Annotated in this window: 16 protein-coding genes; 13 read left to right on the forward strand and 3 right to left on the reverse strand. The window is 76.6% G+C overall.

Annotation, left to right across the window (positions count from 1 at the left end; all coding sequences use genetic code 11):
• Positions 1-33 precede the first annotated feature (33 nt).
• From OF117_RS13650 to OF117_RS13660, 3 genes are all read right to left on the reverse strand, one after another.
• Entirely contained in the window at positions 34-939 is a 906-nt protein-coding gene (locus tag OF117_RS13650; protein ID WP_263553391.1) for an HAD family hydrolase, read from the reverse strand.
• Between the two features lie 129 nt (positions 940-1,068).
• Complete coding sequence (locus tag OF117_RS13655) at positions 1,069-2,706, reverse strand: DUF5667 domain-containing protein (protein WP_263553392.1); 1,638 nt, start codon at positions 2,704-2,706, stop codon at positions 1,069-1,071.
• Between the two features lie 145 nt (positions 2,707-2,851).
• On the reverse strand, positions 2,852-3,535 hold the full coding sequence (locus OF117_RS13660; RefSeq protein ID WP_263553393.1) for a sigma-70 family RNA polymerase sigma factor: 684 nt from the start codon (positions 3,533-3,535) through the stop codon (positions 2,852-2,854).
• A gap of 239 nt (positions 3,536-3,774) precedes the next feature.
• On the opposite strand from OF117_RS13660, the gene OF117_RS13665 reads away from it, so the two are divergent.
• From OF117_RS13665 to ccsB, 13 genes are all read left to right on the forward strand, one after another.
• Positions 3,775-4,026, forward strand: coding sequence for a glutaredoxin family protein (locus OF117_RS13665; protein ID WP_263553394.1), 252 nt, complete (start codon positions 3,775-3,777; stop codon positions 4,024-4,026).
• A gap of 212 nt (positions 4,027-4,238) precedes the next feature.
• A complete protein-coding gene (locus OF117_RS13670; RefSeq protein ID WP_263553395.1) occupies positions 4,239-4,901 on the forward strand; it encodes a redox-sensing transcriptional repressor Rex in 663 nt (220 codons plus the stop codon).
• Entirely contained in the window at positions 4,898-6,325 is a 1,428-nt protein-coding gene (gene hemA / locus OF117_RS13675; RefSeq protein ID WP_263553396.1) for a glutamyl-tRNA reductase, read from the forward strand. The genes OF117_RS13670 and hemA overlap by 4 nt, the downstream gene beginning before the upstream one ends.
• Positions 6,322-7,296, forward strand: coding sequence for a hydroxymethylbilane synthase (hemC, locus tag OF117_RS13680; RefSeq protein ID WP_263553397.1), 975 nt, complete (start codon positions 6,322-6,324; stop codon positions 7,294-7,296). Before hemA ends, hemC begins: the two co-directional genes overlap by 4 nt.
• 85 nt (positions 7,297-7,381) lie before the next feature.
• Positions 7,382-8,941: a bifunctional uroporphyrinogen-III C-methyltransferase/uroporphyrinogen-III synthase gene (locus tag OF117_RS13685; RefSeq protein ID WP_263553398.1), complete on the forward strand. Its 1,560-nt coding sequence runs from the start codon at positions 7,382-7,384 to the stop codon at positions 8,939-8,941.
• Positions 8,938-9,960 carry a porphobilinogen synthase gene (gene hemB / locus OF117_RS13690; protein WP_263553399.1) on the forward strand — a complete coding sequence of 341 codons (1,023 nt, stop codon included), beginning with the start codon at positions 8,938-8,940 and terminating at the stop codon, positions 9,958-9,960. Before OF117_RS13685 ends, hemB begins: the two co-directional genes overlap by 4 nt.
• Positions 9,961-9,962: 2 nt before the next feature.
• Complete coding sequence (locus tag OF117_RS13695) at positions 9,963-10,493, forward strand: hypothetical protein (RefSeq protein ID WP_263553400.1); 531 nt, start codon at positions 9,963-9,965, stop codon at positions 10,491-10,493.
• Positions 10,490-11,905, forward strand: a complete 1,416-nt coding sequence (gene hemL, locus OF117_RS13700) for a glutamate-1-semialdehyde 2,1-aminomutase (RefSeq protein ID WP_263553401.1) — start codon at positions 10,490-10,492, stop codon at positions 11,903-11,905. The genes OF117_RS13695 and hemL overlap by 4 nt, the downstream gene beginning before the upstream one ends.
• Positions 11,902-12,537, forward strand: a complete 636-nt coding sequence (locus OF117_RS13705) for a histidine phosphatase family protein (RefSeq protein WP_263553402.1) — start codon at positions 11,902-11,904, stop codon at positions 12,535-12,537. Before hemL ends, OF117_RS13705 begins: the two co-directional genes overlap by 4 nt.
• Positions 12,534-13,112: a TlpA family protein disulfide reductase gene (locus OF117_RS13710; RefSeq protein WP_263553403.1), complete on the forward strand. Its 579-nt coding sequence runs from the start codon at positions 12,534-12,536 to the stop codon at positions 13,110-13,112. Before OF117_RS13705 ends, OF117_RS13710 begins: the two co-directional genes overlap by 4 nt.
• A 2-nt stretch (positions 13,113-13,114) precedes the next feature.
• Positions 13,115-13,978 (forward strand): cytochrome c biogenesis CcdA family protein, encoded by an 864-nt coding sequence (locus OF117_RS13715; protein WP_263553404.1) that lies wholly within the window; start codon positions 13,115-13,117, stop codon positions 13,976-13,978.
• A 10-nt stretch (positions 13,979-13,988) separates the two neighbouring features.
• The gene (locus OF117_RS13720) at positions 13,989-15,647 is read left to right on the forward strand and encodes a cytochrome c biogenesis protein ResB (RefSeq protein WP_263553405.1); all 1,659 of its coding nucleotides are present in this window, start codon (positions 13,989-13,991) and stop codon (positions 15,645-15,647) included.
• The gene (gene ccsB, locus OF117_RS13725; protein ID WP_263553406.1) at positions 15,637-16,632 is read left to right on the forward strand and encodes a c-type cytochrome biogenesis protein CcsB; all 996 of its coding nucleotides are present in this window, start codon (positions 15,637-15,639) and stop codon (positions 16,630-16,632) included. Before OF117_RS13720 ends, ccsB begins: the two co-directional genes overlap by 11 nt.
• The last annotated feature ends 8 nt before the right edge of the window (positions 16,633-16,640 follow it).

Genomic DNA, 16,640 nt, shown 5'->3' on the forward strand with positions numbered 1-16,640 from the left:
GTTCCTCGGGGGACCCGCAGGGCGACGGTGTGCTCAGAGCTTGTTGCGGCGGCGGAGGGCCACGGCGCCGCCGACCAGCCCGCCGGACACCGCCGCGGCCGCGACCGTGGGGACGCCGATCTTGGCCGCCTTGCGCCCGGTGCGGAAGTCGCGGACGACCCAACCGCGCGACCGCGCCACCGCCCGCAGCTCGGTGTCGGGGTTGACCGCCACCGCCGTGCCGGTGAGCGTGAGCATCGGCAGGTCGTTGGCCGAGTCGCTGTAGGCGGTGCAGCGGGAGAGGTCCAGGCCCTCCCGCTCGGCGAGCGCCCGCACCGCCTCCGCCTTGGCCTCACCGTGCATCAGCTCGCCGACCAGCCGGCCGGTGTACCGGCCGTCGACCACCTCGGCGACCGTGCCCAGTGCCCCGGTCAACCCGAGCCGGTGGGCGATGATGCCCGCCAGCTCCACCGGCGTGGCCGTCACCAGCCAGACCCGCTGCCCGGCGGCGAGGTGCCGCTGGGCCAGCGCCCGGGTACCCGACCAGATGCGGTCGGCCATCAGCTCGTCGTAGATCTCCTCGCTGGCCTGGACGATCTCGTCGACCGGGCGGCCGGCCACGAAGGCCAGCGCGTTCTCCCGGATGGTGTGCATGTCGTCGGCGCTCTCGTTGCCGGCGATGCGGAACTTCGCCTGCTGCCAGACGAACCGGCTCAGGTCGCGGGTGGAGAAGTACTTGCGCGCGGCCAGCCCGCGGGCGAACCAGAACAGCGACGCGCCCATCATCATCGTGTTGTCGACGTCGAAGAAGGCCGCGGCCGTGGCATCGGGCTCGGCCGCCGGCGGCCCGGTGACCTCCGCAGCCGCCGCGGACGCGGCCCCCGCGACGTGCGCACGGGTCTCCTCGTCCACGCGTGACCGCCGGGCGTCGCGGGAACCGCGGCGCGGCAGTCGGGGCACGGCCACCTCCTCGGACTCCACCATCTGCCCGGGCGGGCGAGCACGGACGGACGGATCGACCCTAGAGCGGCGGTGCGGACGGACCGCGCACCGGTCCCCGGCCGCGCGTGCCCGGTGAGGGCCCGTGGCTCAGGGGGTGGGCGGCACGTCCGTCCCGGCCGCGGGTGGCGACGCGTCCGTCGTCGCGGGGACGGACGGCTCCGCCGTCCCCACCGCGGTCGAGCCGGTGGACGGCGTCACCGGAGCGTCGGACGTGCCCACCGCGGTCGAGCCGGACGGCACCCCGGACGGCGACGACTGCATCGTCGTGGACGGCGCGGAGGACACCGGGGGGCCCGCTGACGAGGTCTGCGGTCCGGACGGCGAACCGCTTATCCCGGGCTCGACCACCGGACCCGGCGCGGAGCCCGTGGTGGACGAGTCCGGCGAGGACGGCGGGCTCCCGGTCGGCGGCGCGCTGGTCGACGGAGCCTCGCTGGTCGTCGGCCCACCACTGGGTTCCTCGCCGGGGTCCGGCGCGTCCCCGCCGACGTCCCCACCGGGAACACCCGTGCCGGGCGCATCCGTCCCCGGCGTGCCGGTGCCCGACCCGCTGGTGCTGGGGGTGCCCGTTCCGGGTGTACCGGGGCCCTCGGACCCGGGAGTGCCGGTGCCCGGCGTGCCGGGGCTCTCGGACCCGGGAGTGCCGGTGCCCGTACCACCGGTTCCGGGTCCGCTGGTGCCCGGCTCGCTCGTCCCGGGCTCGCTCGTCCCGGGCTCGCTCGTGCCCGGCCCGCTGGTGCCCGGGGTCCCGGTGCCGGGGGTGTCGCTCCCCGGGATGCCGGTGCTGGGCGTCCCGCCCGGCGTGCCGGACGGCGTACCACCCGGAGCGGGCCTGGACGGTTCGTCCGGGCTCGGCGCGGCCGGGGCCGTCCCCCGGTCGGGCGGCGCGACGGGCTGCGCCGCGATGCAGGGTCCGGGCACCGGGCCGAGCGCGTCCCGCCCGGCCGTCGACGGGCCCGCCGGGCAGGCGAGGGCGACGCGCAGCGCCTCGACCCGCTCCTCGAGTCGCGCGAGCAGATCCAGCGATCCGGAGGCGGCGACCTCGGCCGCCTCGGGCATGCGAGGCAGCAGCTCGGCGAGCGCGGTCGACTGCTGGTCCTGCCATTGGGCCAGCGCGACCAGCGCCGCCTCGTCGTCGTCGGACACGGCCCGGTCGGCCAGCCGGGCGGCTCCCTCCGCCGTCTGCGCGTCCATCGTGGCCAGGGTGTCGAGCACCAGCGCGGGCGGCGGCGCCGCCACCTGGCCGCCACCGTCCGTGGGCGGCACCTCCGGCGCCGGCCGGCCTTCGCCGAGCAGCGCGTCCAGCTCGCCCAACCGGGTGTCGGCGAGCGCGAGCAGGGTCTGCCCCCGGGTGGCCTCCCCGGCCAGGACCAGCTTGGTCTCCTCGGCGCCCCGCTTGATGCCGTACAGCGGGTCACCCGGCCGAGCGTCGGCGGCCAGCGCCACGACCACCGCGGCGGCGGTCACGGCGGCGGCCGCGCCGGTCAGCGCGGCGCTCGCGCGGCTGCGCCAGACGGCGAGCGCCGGCTCGGGCGGCGGCGGGGTGGCCACGGCGGGCTGCCGGACGGCGGCCATCGCGACGAGGCGGGCCCGGGTGCGGGCTCGGAACTCCGGCGCGGGCTCGCCGTCGAGGTGCGGCGCGAGCCGCTCGAGCCGCGCGACGAGGAGCTCCTCGCGGTCCCGATCGGCCGCGCGCGAGCGGCCGATGCCGAGATGCGGGCTCACCGTGCTCCTCCGACCGTCGTCCGGGCGGGGGCGCCGGCCGGGCGCGGACCGAGACCGGTCCGGCCACACCCCCGTTGCACCGACTCCAACGACCGGGGGGCCGTCGGGGTTACGGGCCGTGCACCCGCTCGGGTGCAGGCCGCGCTCATCGCAGTTCCTCCGGGAGCAGGGCGGCCAGCCGCCGGACGGCGCGGTGCTGCAGCGCCTTGATCGCGCCCTCCCGCTTGCCCATGATGGCGGCCGTCTCGGCGATGGAGAGCCCGTGCAGGAACCGCAGGGCCAGGCACTCCTGCTGCTCGCTGCCGAGCTGGCGCATGCAGGCGACGAGCCGCTCGTTGGTCAGCTGCTGCACCACCGCCTCCTCCGGGCCGTCCGTGAGCGGCGCGGCGTCGCGGAGATCGGCGGTGCTCACCTCGAGCCGGTAGCGACTGCTCTTCACCTGGTCCCGGATGATGTTGCGGGCGATCGTGAGCAACCACGCCCCGACGTCCCGCCCCTGGAACGACAGCGTGTCGATCCGCCGCAGCGCGCGGACGAACGTCTCGCTGGTGACGTCCTCGGCGGTGGCGCGGTCGCCGACCCGGTGGTGCACGTACCGGTGGACCAGGTCGACGTAGCGGTCGTACAGCTGGCCGAACGCCTCGGCGTCCCCGCCCTGCGCGCGCTCGACGAGCTCCCACACCTCGGGATCGCGCTCGGCGTCCGGACCGGCCGCCGTCACCAGCGGCTCGTCGACGACCTCGTCGATGACGACGTTGTCCGTCCACGGCTCGGCCGGTGGTGCCGGACCGGGGACCGGGCGCCCGGCTTCGAGGGGCGGGGGGCTCATGCGGGCACTCGACCTCCTCGTCGGCCCGCCGAGACTCGACCGGGGCCTGCCGTCGTCACCGTACGCAACAGGCGCCGGTGCTGCGGGGCTCCGACCATGGTGACAACATCGCCCCTGCCCGTCCACGCTCCCGTGCGTCCCCCGTGGTGACGAATCCCGAGCGGGTGCCGGAGACGGCCCTCGACGGAGGATGTGACCGGTGACCACCGCACGGCCGTCGCTGCAGGGGAGGGCGGCCGGTGGCTGACGACCGGCCGCGGCTGCAGCTGCTCACCCGCGCCGGCTGCCACCTGTGCCAGGTGGCGGGGGAGACCCTGGCGCGCATCGGGGCGGAGTTCGGCCTGCGCCACGAGGCGGTCGACGTGGACGCCGACCCCGAGCTGCAGGCCGAGTACGGCGACCGGGTGCCCGTCGTCCTGCTCGACGGGCGCGAGCACTCCTACTTCACCGTCGACGTCGACCGGCTGCGCCGCGACCTCGCGGGGGGCTGAGCCCGCCGCCCGCGGAGGTCGGTAGGGTGGTGTCCACCACAGTGCTCCCCGAGCGGGGCCGGTCAGCGCGCTGCCCGCGGCCGGCGACTTTGTACCTGCCTTCACAAGCGGTTACCGTGACGGGAGCAGGGCGATCGTGCCCGCCGTTCCCGATGTCGCAGCCCGTCTCCGGCACCCGCCGGGTGGTCGGGTGCACCCGCTGTGGAGAGCCCGTGATCCAGCCGCGGCCCCGGCCCATCCCGGAGGCCACCGTCGCCCGCCTGGCCGTGTACCTCCGGGTGCTCACCGCGCTGGCCGACGGCGGTCGGAGCACCGTCTCCTCCGGCGAGCTGGCCTCCGCCGCCGGGGTCAACCCGGCCGGGCTGCGCAAGGACCTCTCCCACCTGGGCCCGTGCGGCACGCGCGGTGTCGGCTACGAGGTCGGCACGCTGCGCGACCGGCTGACCCGGGTGCTGGGGGTCGAGCGGTCCCGCGCCTGCGTCCTGGTCGGCATCGGCAACCTCGGCACGGCGCTGGCGCACTACGCCGGCTTCGGCAGCCGCGGCTTCGAGTTCGTGGGCCTGTTCGACGCCGCGCCGTCCCGGATCGGGCAGGTCATCGGGGGGCGGACCGTGCAGCCGGTCGAGGAGCTGGAGCAGGTCGTCGCCGCGACGCAGGCCTCCATCGGAGTCATCGCGACACCGGCCGAGGTGGCCCAGTCGGTCTGCGACCGGCTGGCCGCGGCCGGGGTGAGGAGCATCTTGAACTTCGCGCCGGTGACCCTGGCCGCGCCCGCCGGGGTCGACGTCCGGAAGGTGGACCTGTCGGTCGAGCTGCAGGTCCTGGCCTTCCTCGGCCAGCAGCGGCTCGCACCGCCCGAGGAGCAGCCGGCATGAGCCTCCTCGCCGTCGGCGTGAGCCACCGGACGGCACCCGTCGCGCTGCTCGAGCAGTTCGCCATGGGCGTGCCCGACACGGTCAAGGCGCTGCACGAGCTGGTCGAGAGCGATCACGTGAGCGAGGCGCTGGTGCTCGCGACGTGCAACCGGGTCGAGGTGTTCGCCGAGGTCGACCGCTTCCACGGCGGCGTCGCCGATGTCAGCCGCGTCCTGGCCCGCCAGGCCGGCGCCACCGTCGAGGAGCTCTCGCCCTACGTCACCGTGCACTACGAGGACCAGGCCGTCGCGCACCTGTTCTCGGTGGCCGCCGGGCTGGACTCCATGGTGGTCGGCGAGACGCAGGTGCTCGGCCAGCTGCGTGCCGCCTACGCCCTTGCCCGCGAGGAGCGCACGGTGGGCCGCGCCCTCCACCCGGTCGCCCAGCGGGCGCTGCGGGTGGGCAAGCGCGTGCACACCGACACCGGCATCGACCGGGCCGGGGCCTCGCTGGTCTCGGTGGCGCTCGACCGCACCGAGTCGCGCATCGGTGACCTGGCCGGGCGGACCACCCTGGTCGTGGGCGCCGGCTCGATGGGCGCGCTGGCGGCGAGCACGCTGGCCCGCCGGGGCGCCTCCGTCGTGATCAGCAGCCGCACCACCGCGTCGGCCGAGCGGCTGGCCGAAAGCGTCGGCGGGCGCGCCGCCACCCTCGTCGACCTCCCCGCCGAGCTGGCCGCGGCCGACGTGCTGCTCACCTGCACCGGCGCCACCGGCCTGGTCGTGGGCACCGACGTCGTGGCCGCCGCCATGTCCGGCCGGACCGGGCGCCCGCTGGTCGTCGTCGACCTCGCCCTGCCGCGCGACGTCGATCCCGGCGTCGCGGCGCTGCCCGGGGTCCACGTGGTCGACCTGGCCCTCTTGCAGGGCGAGAGGCACGGAGCCCTCTTGCAGGGCGAGAGGCGCGGAGCCTTCCCGGAGGGCGAGCGGGCGGGCGCGGACGGCGGCCCGTTGCCGGCCTCCGTGGCCGCCGACGACGTCGCCGCCGCGCACGCCATGATCGAGGCCGAGACGGCGCTGCTGCGCGCCGAGCGGCAGGCGGCAGCCGTCGCGCCCACCGTCTCGGCGCTGCGCAGCCAGGCCGCCGACGTGGTCGACGCCGAGCTGCTGCGGTTGTCGAGCAGGCTGCCCGGCCTCGACGCCCGCGAACGGGCCGAGATCGCCCGCACGGTGCGCCGGGTCGTCGACAAGCTGCTGCACGAGCCGACCGTGCGGGTCAAGGAGCTGGCCGGCGTGCCCGGCGGCACCGACTACGCCGGCGCGCTGCGCGCGCTGTTCGGCCTCGGCATCGACGCCGAGGTCGACCCCGAGGCGGCGACGCTGGCCGAGGCGGTCACCGGCGACCCCGGGACGCACCTCGACCGGCCGGCCGGGAGCACGCCGTGAACGGCCCGGTCGGCGCGACGACCACGGTGACCGGCACGCTGCGCCTGGGCACCCGGGCCAGCGCGCTGGCCCGCACCCAGTCGCAGTCGGTCGCCGACGCCCTCACCGCCGTCACCGGCACCCCGGTCGAGCTGGTGCACATCACCACCGAGGGCGACCGGTCGGCCGCGGCCATCCCCCAGCTCGGCGGCACCGGCGTGTTCGTGACCGCGATCCGCGAGGCGCTGCTCGACGGGCGGGTCGACCTGGCGGTGCACAGCTACAAGGACCTCCCGACCCGCGGGCAGCCCGGCCTCGTGCTGGCCGCCGTCCCGCCCCGCGAGGACCCGCGCGACGCCCTCGTGGCCCGCGACGGGCTGACCCTCGGCGAGCTGCCGCCCGGATCGACCGTCGGCACCGGTGCCCCCCGCCGGGTGGCGCAGCTGCGCGCGCTGGGGCTCGGGCTGGACGTCGTCCCGATCCGGGGCAACGTCGACACCCGCATGGACCGGGTGAGCGCCGGCGACCTCGACGCGGTCGTGCTCGCCCGCGCCGGCCTGGCCCGGCTCGGCCGGCTCGACGCGGTCACCGAGACCCTCGACCCGCTGCAGGTCCTCCCCGCGCCGGCGCAGGGCGCGCTGGCGGTCGAGTGCCGGACCGACGACGAGCGCACCCGCGCGCTGGTCGCCGCGCTCGACGACCCGGTCACCCGCGCCTGCGTCCTGGCCGAGCGCAGCACGCTGGCCGCGCTCGAGGCCGGTTGCAGCGCCCCGGTCGCCGCCTACGCGGAGGTGGCCGAGGGGGAGGACGGCCCCGAGCTGTTCCTCCGCGCCTCGGTCACCGCGATCGACGGCAGCGACGGCGTGCGCGGCTCGGTCGCCGGGCCCGTGGGCGAGGCGGCCGCCCTCGGCCGCGCGCTGGCCGCCGACCTGCTCGACCGCGGCGCCGCCGCGCTCATGGCACCACCTCCCGCGGAGCGGCCCGCCCGGTGACCGCCCGCCCGGCCGGGCAGCAGGCCCCGGCCACCCCCCAGACCCCGCACACGCCCCCCTCCGGGGGCCGGATCAGGAGCACGGAATGACGCGCTTCCGCAAGACCGCCGGCGTCGCCGGCCGGATCGTCTTCGTCGGCGCCGGCCCGGGCGACCCGGGCATGCTCACCGCCCGCGCCACGGCCGCGCTGGCCGAGGCCGCCCTCGTCCTCGTCGACCCCGACGTCGCACCCGCCGTCCAGGACGCCGTCCGCGAGGCCCACCCGGGCACCGAGCTGACCCCGGTCACCGGTGAGCCGGCCGAGGTGGCCAAGTCCGCCGTCGCGGTCGCGAAGAACGGCTCGGTCGTCGTCCGGCTGGTCGCCGGCGACCCCTACACCTCCGACGCCGTGGTCAAGGAGGTGCTCGCGGTCGGCCGCACCTCGGTGCCCTTCGACGTGGTGCCCGGCGTCGCGACGGCCACCGCCGTGCCGGCCTACGCCGGCGTGGCGCTCGGCAGCACCGCGGTGACCGCCGACCTGGCCTCCGGCGTCGACCTGGCCCCGCTGGCCGCCGCCGTCGCCGGCGGCGGCACGCTCGCCCTGCAGGGCACCGCCGAGCAGCTCCCCGACGCCGCCGCCCGGCTGGTCGAAGGCGGCCTGTCCGGGACCACGCCGGTCGTCGTCACCGCCGGTGGTGCCGGGACGGCGCAGAAGAGCGTCGTGGCCAAGCTGGCCGCCGTCGCCGAGAAGACCGCCGGCGTCGAGGGGCTGACCGGGCCCGTCGTCGCCACGGTCGGCGCCGCCGTCGACAAGCGCGCCCGGTTGTCGTGGTGGGAGAGCCGGCCGCTGTTCGGCTGGCGGGTGCTGGTGCCGCGCACCAAGGACCAGGCCGGGGAGATGAGCGACCGGCTGCGGGCCTACGGCGCGGTGCCGATCGAGGTGCCGACCATCGCCGTCGAGCCGCCGCGCAGCCCCGCGCAGATGGACCGGGCCATCAAGGGCCTGGTCACCGGCCGCTACGGCTGGATCGTGTTCACCTCGGTGAACGCGGTCAGGGCGGTGCGGGAGAAGTTCGCCGAGCTGGGCCTGGACGCCCGTGCCTTCGCCGGCGTCAAGGTCGCCTGCGTGGGCGAGTCGACCGCCGACGCCGTCCGGGCCTTCGGCATCGCGCCCGAGCTGGTGCCCAGCGGGCAGCAGTCCAGCGAGGGCCTGCTCGCCGACTTCCCCGAGTACGACGACGTGCTCGACCCGATCGACCGGGTGCTGCTGCCCCGCGCCGACATCGCCACCGAGACCCTCGCCGCGGGTCTGAAGGAGCGTGGCTGGGAGATCGACGACGTGACCGCCTACCGGACGGTCCGCGCCGCGCCGCCGCCGGCACCGGTCCGGGAGGCCATCAAGGGCGGCGGTTTCGACGCGGTGTGCTTCACCTCGTCGAGCACCGTCCGCAACCTGGTCGGGATCGCCGGCAAGCCGCACGCGAAGACCGTCGTCGCCGTGATCGGCCCGGCCACCGCCGCCAGCGCGCAGGAGTTCGGGCTGCGGGTCGACGTGCAGCCGGAGACCGCCGCCGTCGGCCCGCTGGTCGACGCCCTCGCCGCGCACGCCGAGTCGCTGCGCGCCGTCGCCGAGGGGGAGGACGGCGGGGACGGGGCCGGGTCGTGACGCCCGGCTTCGCGCGCGGACGGCGGCTGCGGTCCACCCCGGCGCTGCGCCGGCTGACCGCGCAGACCCGCCTGGCCCCGGCGGACCTCGTGCTGCCGGTGTTCGTCAAGGAGGGCATCGGCGAGCCGGTGCCGATCGGCTCGATGCCCGGCGTCGTGCAGCACACGCTCGAATCGCTGCGCAAGGCCGCGCACGAGGCGGCCGAGGCCGGCATCGGCGGGCTGATCCTGTTCGGCATCCCCGCCGCGAAGGACCCGGTCGGCTCGCAGGCCGACGCTGCCGACGGCATCGTCAACGTCGCGCTGCAGCAGCTGCGGGCCGACCTCGGCGACGAGCTGGTGCTGATGGCGGACCTGTGCCTGTGCGAGTACACCGACCACGGGCACTGCGGCCTGCTCGCGCCGGCCAGGGGTGGGGTCCGGGGGCAGGGTGGGGAGCTGGTCGTCGACAACGACCCCACGCTGGACCGCTATGCCGCGGTGGCCGTCGCCCAGGCGCAGGCCGGGGCGCACGTCATCGCCCCCAGCGGGATGATGGACGGCCAGGTCGGCGCGATCCGGGCGGCCCTGGACGGCGCCGCCTTCACCGAGACGCCGGTGCTGGCCTACGCGGCGAAGTACGCGTCCGGCTTCTACGGCCCGTTCCGCGAGGCCGCCGAGGGCGCGCCGCGGTTCGGCGACCGGTCGACCTACCAGATGGACCCGCCCAACGCCGACGAGGCGCTGCGCGAGGTGGCGCAGGACCTGGCCGAGGGCGCCGACGCGGTCATGGTCAAGCCGGCGCTGCCCTACCTGGACATCGTCGCCAGGGTGGCCGACGCGGTGCACGTGCCGGTCGCGGCGTACCAGGTCAGCGGCGAGTACGCGATGCTCGAGGCGGCCGCAGCGAACGGCTGGGTCGACCGGCAGCGGGCGATCCTGGAGACGCTGACCGCGATCCGCCGGGCCGGTGCGGGCACGGTGCTCACCTACTGGGCGGTCGAGGCGGCACGGTGGCTCGCCCCGCCCGCCCAGCGGTGAGGGTGCGGGAGGGGGACCGCTTCGTCGAGCCGGGCGCCTCGTGGCGGCCGGTCCGGGTGCTCGCCCTGGCCCTCGCCTTCTTCGCCGTCGTGGAGGTGCTGCCCGTCGGGCCGGTGGTGATGCCGGGGCAGGCCTGGGCGGTCGCCGGCGGGATCCTGGCCGTGCTGGCGGCCCACACGCTGGCCGCCCGGCGGTCGTGGACCGTGCGCGTCGACCGTGACGGGCCGGAGCCGGCGCTGACGGTGGGCCGGGAGCGGGTACCGCTCGCCGACGTGGACGCCGGCCACCTGCGCGCGGCCGCCGAGGGGCGGGCGGGCGTCGACGCCGGCTCCCCGGTGCTCGGCGGGAGCGCGGCCCTGCCCCGCGGCCGCGCTGGGCTGCCCGTCCGCCTGGCCGGTGGGCGCACGGTGCTGGTGCCCACCCGGAACCCGGCCCGCCTGCGCGCGGCCCTGCTGACGGCCGTGCCCGCGGGCGGTGGGGTGTCCGATGCCACCGACGGCGGCGCGGCGGCCGGGGGGACACTGGGCTCGTGACCTCGCTGGACACCGCTCCCTACAGTTACGAGGCCCCCGCGTCGGCCGGTCTGTTCGCCCGCGGGCAGCGGGTCACCCCGGGCGGGGTGAACAGCCCGGTCCGGGCCTTCCGCGCCGTCGGCGGCACGCCGCGCTTCATGGCCGAGGGCAGCGGCCCGTGGATCACCGACGCCGACGGCCGCCGCTACGTCGACCTGGTCGCCTCCTGGGGGCCGATGATCCTCGGCCACGCCCACCCCGCCGTCGTCGAGGCCGTCACCGCCACCGCCCGCCGCGGGCTGTCGTTCGGCACCCCTACCGAGGGCGAGCTGGAGCTGGCCGAGGAGATCGTCCGGCGGATGCCGCCCGTGGAGCGGGTCCGGCTGGTCAGCTCCGGCACCGAGGCGGTCATGTCCGCCGTCCGGCTGGCCCGGGGTGCCACCGGCCGTCCCGTCGTGGTCAAGTTCGCCGGCTGCTACCACGGCCACGTCGACGCGCTGCTGGCTGCGGCCGGCTCGGGCGTCGCGACGCTGGCCCACGCCTCCGGCGCCGACGACGCCCGGCGCGGCCGGCCCGACACCCCCGGCGTCACCACCGGTGCGGCCGCCGACACCGTCGTGCTGCCCTACAACGACGTCGCGGCGGTGGAGGCCGTCTTCGCCGAGCGGGGCGCCGACATCGCCTGCGTCGTCACCGAGGCCGCCGCCGGCAACATGGGCGTCGTCCCGCCGCTCGACGGCTTCAACGCCGAGCTGCGACGGATCACCGCCGCGCACGGGGCCCTGCTGGTGGTCGACGAGGTGATGACCGGCTTCCGCGTGTCCCGCTCGGGCTGGTACGGCCTGGACCCGGTCGACGCCGACCTGTTCACCTTCGGCAAGGTCATGGGCGGCGGGCTGCCGGCCGCCGCCTTCGGCGGGCGAGCCGACCTGATGGACCAGCTGGCCCCCACCGGCCCCGTCTACCAGGCCGGCACCCTGTCGGGGAACCCGGTCGCCGTCGCCGCCGGCCTCACCACGCTGCGGCACTGCACCGACGAGGTCTACGCGCGGCTCGACGAGGTCGCGGCGGTGCTGCGCGGCGCCACCAGCGCCGCCCTGTTCGCCGCCGGGGTGCCGCACCGGGTGCAGCAGGCCGGGTCGATGTTCTCGGTGTTCTTCGTGCCCGACGAGCGCCCGGTGCGCGACTACGACGACGCCCGCACCCAGGACACCGCCGCGCACACCGCCTTCTTCCACGCCATGCTCGCCCGCGGCGTGTACCTGCCGCCCTCGGCGTTCGAGGCGTGGTTCGTCAACGCCGCCTTGGACGGGGAGGCGCTGGACCGGGTGCTCGACGCGCTGCCCGCCGCCGCACGCGCCGCCGCGGCCGCCGACCCCGCCGACGCCCCGCCGGACGCCGACGCCAAGGACGCCCAGGAGCTCTCCCCGTGAGCGAGACGACCACCGTCCACCTGCTGCGGCACGGGGAGGTGCACAACCCGGGCAAGGTGCTCTACGGCCGGCTGCCCGGCTACCGGCTGTCGACGGCCGGCGAGGCGATGGCCGTCGCCGCCGCGGAACACCTGCGCCGCTCCGACGTCGTCGAGCTGGTCTCCAGCCCGCTGGAGCGCGCCCAGCAGACCGCCCGGCCGCTGGCCGAGCTGCTGGGCTTGGAGGTCCGCATCGACGAGCGGATCATCGAGGCCGGCAACGCCTTCGAGGGGCTGTCGGTGGCCGGCGGGAACGGCGTCTGGCGCGTGCCGCGGCACTGGTGGAAGCTGCGCAACCCGGTGCGGCCGTCGTGGGGGGAGCCCTACGTCGAGATCGCCGCGCGGATGCTCGCCGCCGTCGAGGCCGCCCGCGATAAGGCCCGGGGTCACGCCGCCGTCCTGGTCAGCCACCAGCTGCCGATCTGGACGGTGCGGCTGCACCTGGAGGGACGGCGGTTCGCGCACGACCCGCGCCGGCGCGAGTGCAGCCTCGCCAGCGTCACGTCGATCACCTACGACGGCGACCGGATGACCGGGCTGACCTACGCCGAGCCGGCCGGAGCCACCCCGCCCGACGCGGTGCCGGGCGCATGAGGCTCGCGCTGCTCGCGCTCGCCGCCGTCCTCGGCCTGCTCGCCGGGTGCTCGACCGGGGACGACGCGGTCGACGTCACCAACGGCGGGGAATTCCGGTTCGTCGCCGGGACGCCGGCCGGGGAGGTCATCCCGCTCGACGAGCGGGCCTCGGCGCCCGACTTCGCCGGCACGCTGCTCGGCGGCGGGGAGTTCACCTCCGCCGAGCTCGACGGGCAGGTCGCCGTCCTCAACTTCTGGGGCTCCTGGTGCGCGCCCTGCCGGGTGGAGACCCCGGAGTTCCAGGAGGTGTGGGCCGACGTCCGCGACAGCGGCGAGGTCGCCTTCCTCGGGGTGAACGTCAAGGAGGCCGACCAGCAGTTCGCGCAGGCCTTCGTCGACAGCTACGGCATCGAGTTCCCCTCGCTGCACGATCCCCGCGGCGAGATCGCCCTCGCCTTCCGCGACTACCCGGCCACCGCCATCCCGTCGACGATCGTCCTCGACGCCCAGGGACGGGTGGCGGCGGTGTACACCGGAGAGGTGGCGCAGGACGACCTGCGCCGCGTCCTGGACCGGGTGCGGGCGGAGGGCTGACCGTGGGGGAGACCTTCGCCGGCCTCGTCCTCGACGGCCCGCTCCTGCTCGCCGCGGCGGTGGCCGCCCTCGTCGGGCTGGTCAGCTTCGCCTCGCCGTGCGTGCTGCCGCTCGTGCCCGGCTACCTCTCCTACGTCACCGGCCTGGTCGGCAGCGGCGGCCGGACGACGGCCGCCCCCAGCCCGGTCCCCGCCGGCGCGACGAGCCCCGTCCCCGCCGCCGCGCCGTCCGGCGGTCGGCACCCGCTCCCCGCGGCGGCCGGCGCCGACGACCGCTCCCCGCGCGGGCGGATGGTGCTCGGCGCGGTGCTGTTCGTCCTCGGCTTCACCGCCGTCTTCGTCGCCGTGGGCACCGCGGTGGGCGGCCTCGGCCGGCTCCTGCTGGTCCACAACGAGCTGGTCACCCGGGTGCTCGGCGTCGTGGTCGTCGTGGTCGGCCTGGCCTTCCTCGGTCGCGTGCCCTTCCTGCAGCGCACGAAGCGGCTCTCGCAGCGCCCGGCCGCCGGCCTGGCCGGCGCCCCGCTGCTCGGGGTCGTCTTCGGCCTGGGCTGGACGCCGTGCCTCGGGCCCACGCTGGCCGCCGTCTACTCGCTGGCGGCGGCGGAGGCGACCGCCGGCCGCGGTGCGGTGCTCAGCGTCGCCTACTGCCTCGGCCTGGGCGTGCCGTTCGTGCTCGTGGCCATGGGCGCCCGGAGCGCGCTGGGAGCCACCGCCTTCCTCCGACGGCACGCCCGCGCGGTCACCCGCGTCGGCGGCGGCATCCTGGTCGCGGTCGGCCTGCTGCTGGTCACCGGCGCGTGGACCGAGATGATGCAGTGGCTGCGGTCGTGGCTGGCAGCCACCGGCCTGGGGGAGTCGTTCCTGTGAGCGCGCCGTCGTGAGCCTCGCCGCCCCGCCCCGGCCCGCCGCGCCCCCACCACCGGCCCGCCCGTCTCCCGGCAGCCGGTTCACCGCCACCCTCCTGCGCTGGTGGCGCCGGCTGACCGCCATGCGCACGGCCATCGTGCTGCTCTTCCTGCTCGCGCTGGCCGCCGTCCCCGGGTCGCTGCTGCCGCAGCGCTCGCTGTCGCAGGGCGCCGTCACCGAGTATTTCGCCGAGCACCCGACGCTGGCGCCGGTGCTCGACCGGCTCTACCTGTTCGACGTCTTCTCCTCACCGTGGTTCGCCGCGGTGTACCTGCTGCTGTTCGTGTCGCTGGTCGGCTGCGTGCTGCCGCGCGCGGTCGAGCACGCGCGGGCGCTGCGGTCGGCTCCACCGCCGGCGCCCCGCCGCCTCTCCCGGCTGCCCGACTCCGCCGAGCTGCCGACGGCGCTGCCCCCGGCCGCCGCGCTCGACGCCGTGGAGGAGGAGCTGCGGGTCCGGCGGTTCCGCGTCGTCCGCCGCGGCGGGGCGAACGGTCCGGAGCTGTCGGCCGAGAAGGGCCTGCTCAAGGAGGCCGGCAACCTGCTGTTCCACCTGTCGCTGGTGGGCGTGCTGCTCGGCCTGGCCGCCGGCAAGCTCTGGGGCCACGAGGGCAGCATCCTGGTCACCGAGGGCCAGGGCTTCTGCAACTCGTTCCAGCAGTACGACACCTACTCCTCGGGGGCGCTGGTCGACAGCGGCGACCTGACCCCGCTGTGCGTCGACCTGGAGGCTTTCGAGGCCGAGTACGAGCCCGACCTCACGGCGTCGGCCTTCACCGCCGACATCACCTACGGGGCACCGGGGGAGGAGGGCCGGTCGACGACGATCGGCGTGAACGACCCGCTGCGGGTGGCCGGCGACCGGGTCTACCTGACCGGGCACGGCTTCAGCCCCGTCTTCTCGGTGACGCTTCCCGACGGCACGGAGTTCACCGATGTCTCGGCGCCGTTCCTGCCCTCGGACCAGACCACGATGGCCAGCCAGGGGGCGCTCAAGCTGCCCGACCTCGGCCCCGGCCGCGACGGGCAGCTGGCGCTCGAGGGCTTCTTCGCCCCGACCGGGCTGGTGCAGGGCGGCGTGCTGACCTCGATCGACCCCCGCCCGCTGGCGCCCCGGGTGGCGATCGTGGCCTATGAGGGCTATCTCGGCCTGGACTCCGGCATCCCGCAGTCGGTCTACTCGCTCGACGCGTCGCAGATCGACAGCGGCCGGCTCACCGACGTCGGCCGGGCCAACCTGTCGGTGGGCGAGGCGCTGACGCTGCCCGACGGCACCGAGATCACCTTCACCGGCGTCCGCGAGTTCGCCGCGCTCCAGTACTCCTCCGATCCCGGCCAGGGCTGGGTGCTCGCCGCCGCGGTCGCGCTGGTCGTCGGCCTGCTGGGCATGCTGCTCGTGCGCCGGGAGCGCTTCTTCGCCCGCGCGTCGGCCGGGCCGGACGGCGCCGGTAGCGTGCTGGCGGTGGCCCTGCTGACCCGCGGCAGCGGCGATGCGGGCCCCCGGCTGGCCGAGCTGACCGCCGACCTCACCGCCGCCCTGAGCGGCGCGTCCGGCCGCCCCGCGGCCGCGCACCGCGCCCCGTCGCCAGACGGGTCCGCACCCCGACCGGAGGACGCCTCCCGTGACACCTGACCCGTCGCTGGCCGCGCTCTCGGACACGCTGTTCTCGGTCAGCGTCGCCGTGTACTCGCTGGCCGTGGTCGCCTTCTGCGCGCAGCTGGCCTTCGGCCGCCGGCCCGCGCGCGAGCTGGTCGCCGCGGGGGGCGCGCCGGCTCCTCGGACGGGTGCGGACGACATCTCTTCCGACGTCCGGTCGCCCGACGCGCCGGCCGACGTGCCCGCCGACGGGACGGCCGGCGAGCCCGGGGCGGCGCGGCGCTGGGGCCTGCTGGCCCTCGCGCTGACCGTGCTCGGCGCGGTCGGCCACGCCGGGGTGCTGGTCGCCCGCGGGCTGGCCGCCGACCGGCTGCCCTGGGGCAACATGTACGAGTTCGCCACCGCGGTGGTGCTCGTCGGGGTCGCCGTCTACGTCGTGCTCGCCGTCCGGACGCCGGGGCTGCGGCACATCGGCCTGTTCGTGCTGGCGCCGGTCGTCGTGGCGATGGTGCTCGTCGGGCTGTTCCTGTACGCCGACGCCGGCCCGCTGGTCGCCGCGCTGCGGTCGAGCTGGCTGGCCGTGCACGTCAGCACCGCGATCCTGGGCTTCGGCATCTTCTTCGTCAGCGGCATCGCCAGCGGGCTGTACCTGCTGCGCTCGCGGCCCGAGGAGCCGCGGCCGGGCAGCCTCGTGTCGCGGCTGCCCGGGGCGGCTGCGCTGGACCGGGTCGCCCACCGGACCGCGGTCTTCGGCTTTCCGATCTGGACCTTCGCCGTCATCGCCGGTGCCATCTGGGCGGAGAGCGCATGGGGTCGCTTCTGGGGCTGGGACCCCAAGGAGACCTGGGCGTTCATCGCCTGGGTCGTCTACGCCGCCTACCTGCACGCCCGCACGACGGCTGGCTGGCGCGGGCGCCCGGCCGCCTGGGTCAACCTGGTCGGCCTGGGCGTGATGGTCTTCAACCTGCTCTACGTCAACCTGGTGTCGACCGGCCTGCACAGCTACGGCGGGGTCAGCTGACCGCGTCC

This window comes from Geodermatophilus sp. YIM 151500, from assembly GCF_025716945.1.
In the GTDB taxonomy this organism is placed as follows: Bacteria; Actinomycetota; Actinomycetes; order Mycobacteriales; family Geodermatophilaceae; genus YIM-151500.

Bases quoted from the DNA above. Each gene is read 5' to 3' on its own strand.
- OF117_RS13660 (WP_263553393.1), bottom strand. From the start codon at position 3,535: ATGAGCCCCCCGCCCCTCGAAGCCGGGCGCCCGGTCCCCGGTCCGGCA.
- hemA (WP_263553396.1), top strand. From the start codon at position 4,898: ATGAGCCTCCTCGCCGTCGGCGTGAGCCACCGGACGGCACCCGTCGCG.
- OF117_RS13685 (WP_263553398.1), top strand. From the start codon at position 7,382: ATGACGCGCTTCCGCAAGACCGCCGGCGTCGCCGGCCGGATCGTCTTC.
- OF117_RS13710 (WP_263553403.1), top strand. From the start codon at position 12,534: ATGAGGCTCGCGCTGCTCGCGCTCGCCGCCGTCCTCGGCCTGCTCGCC.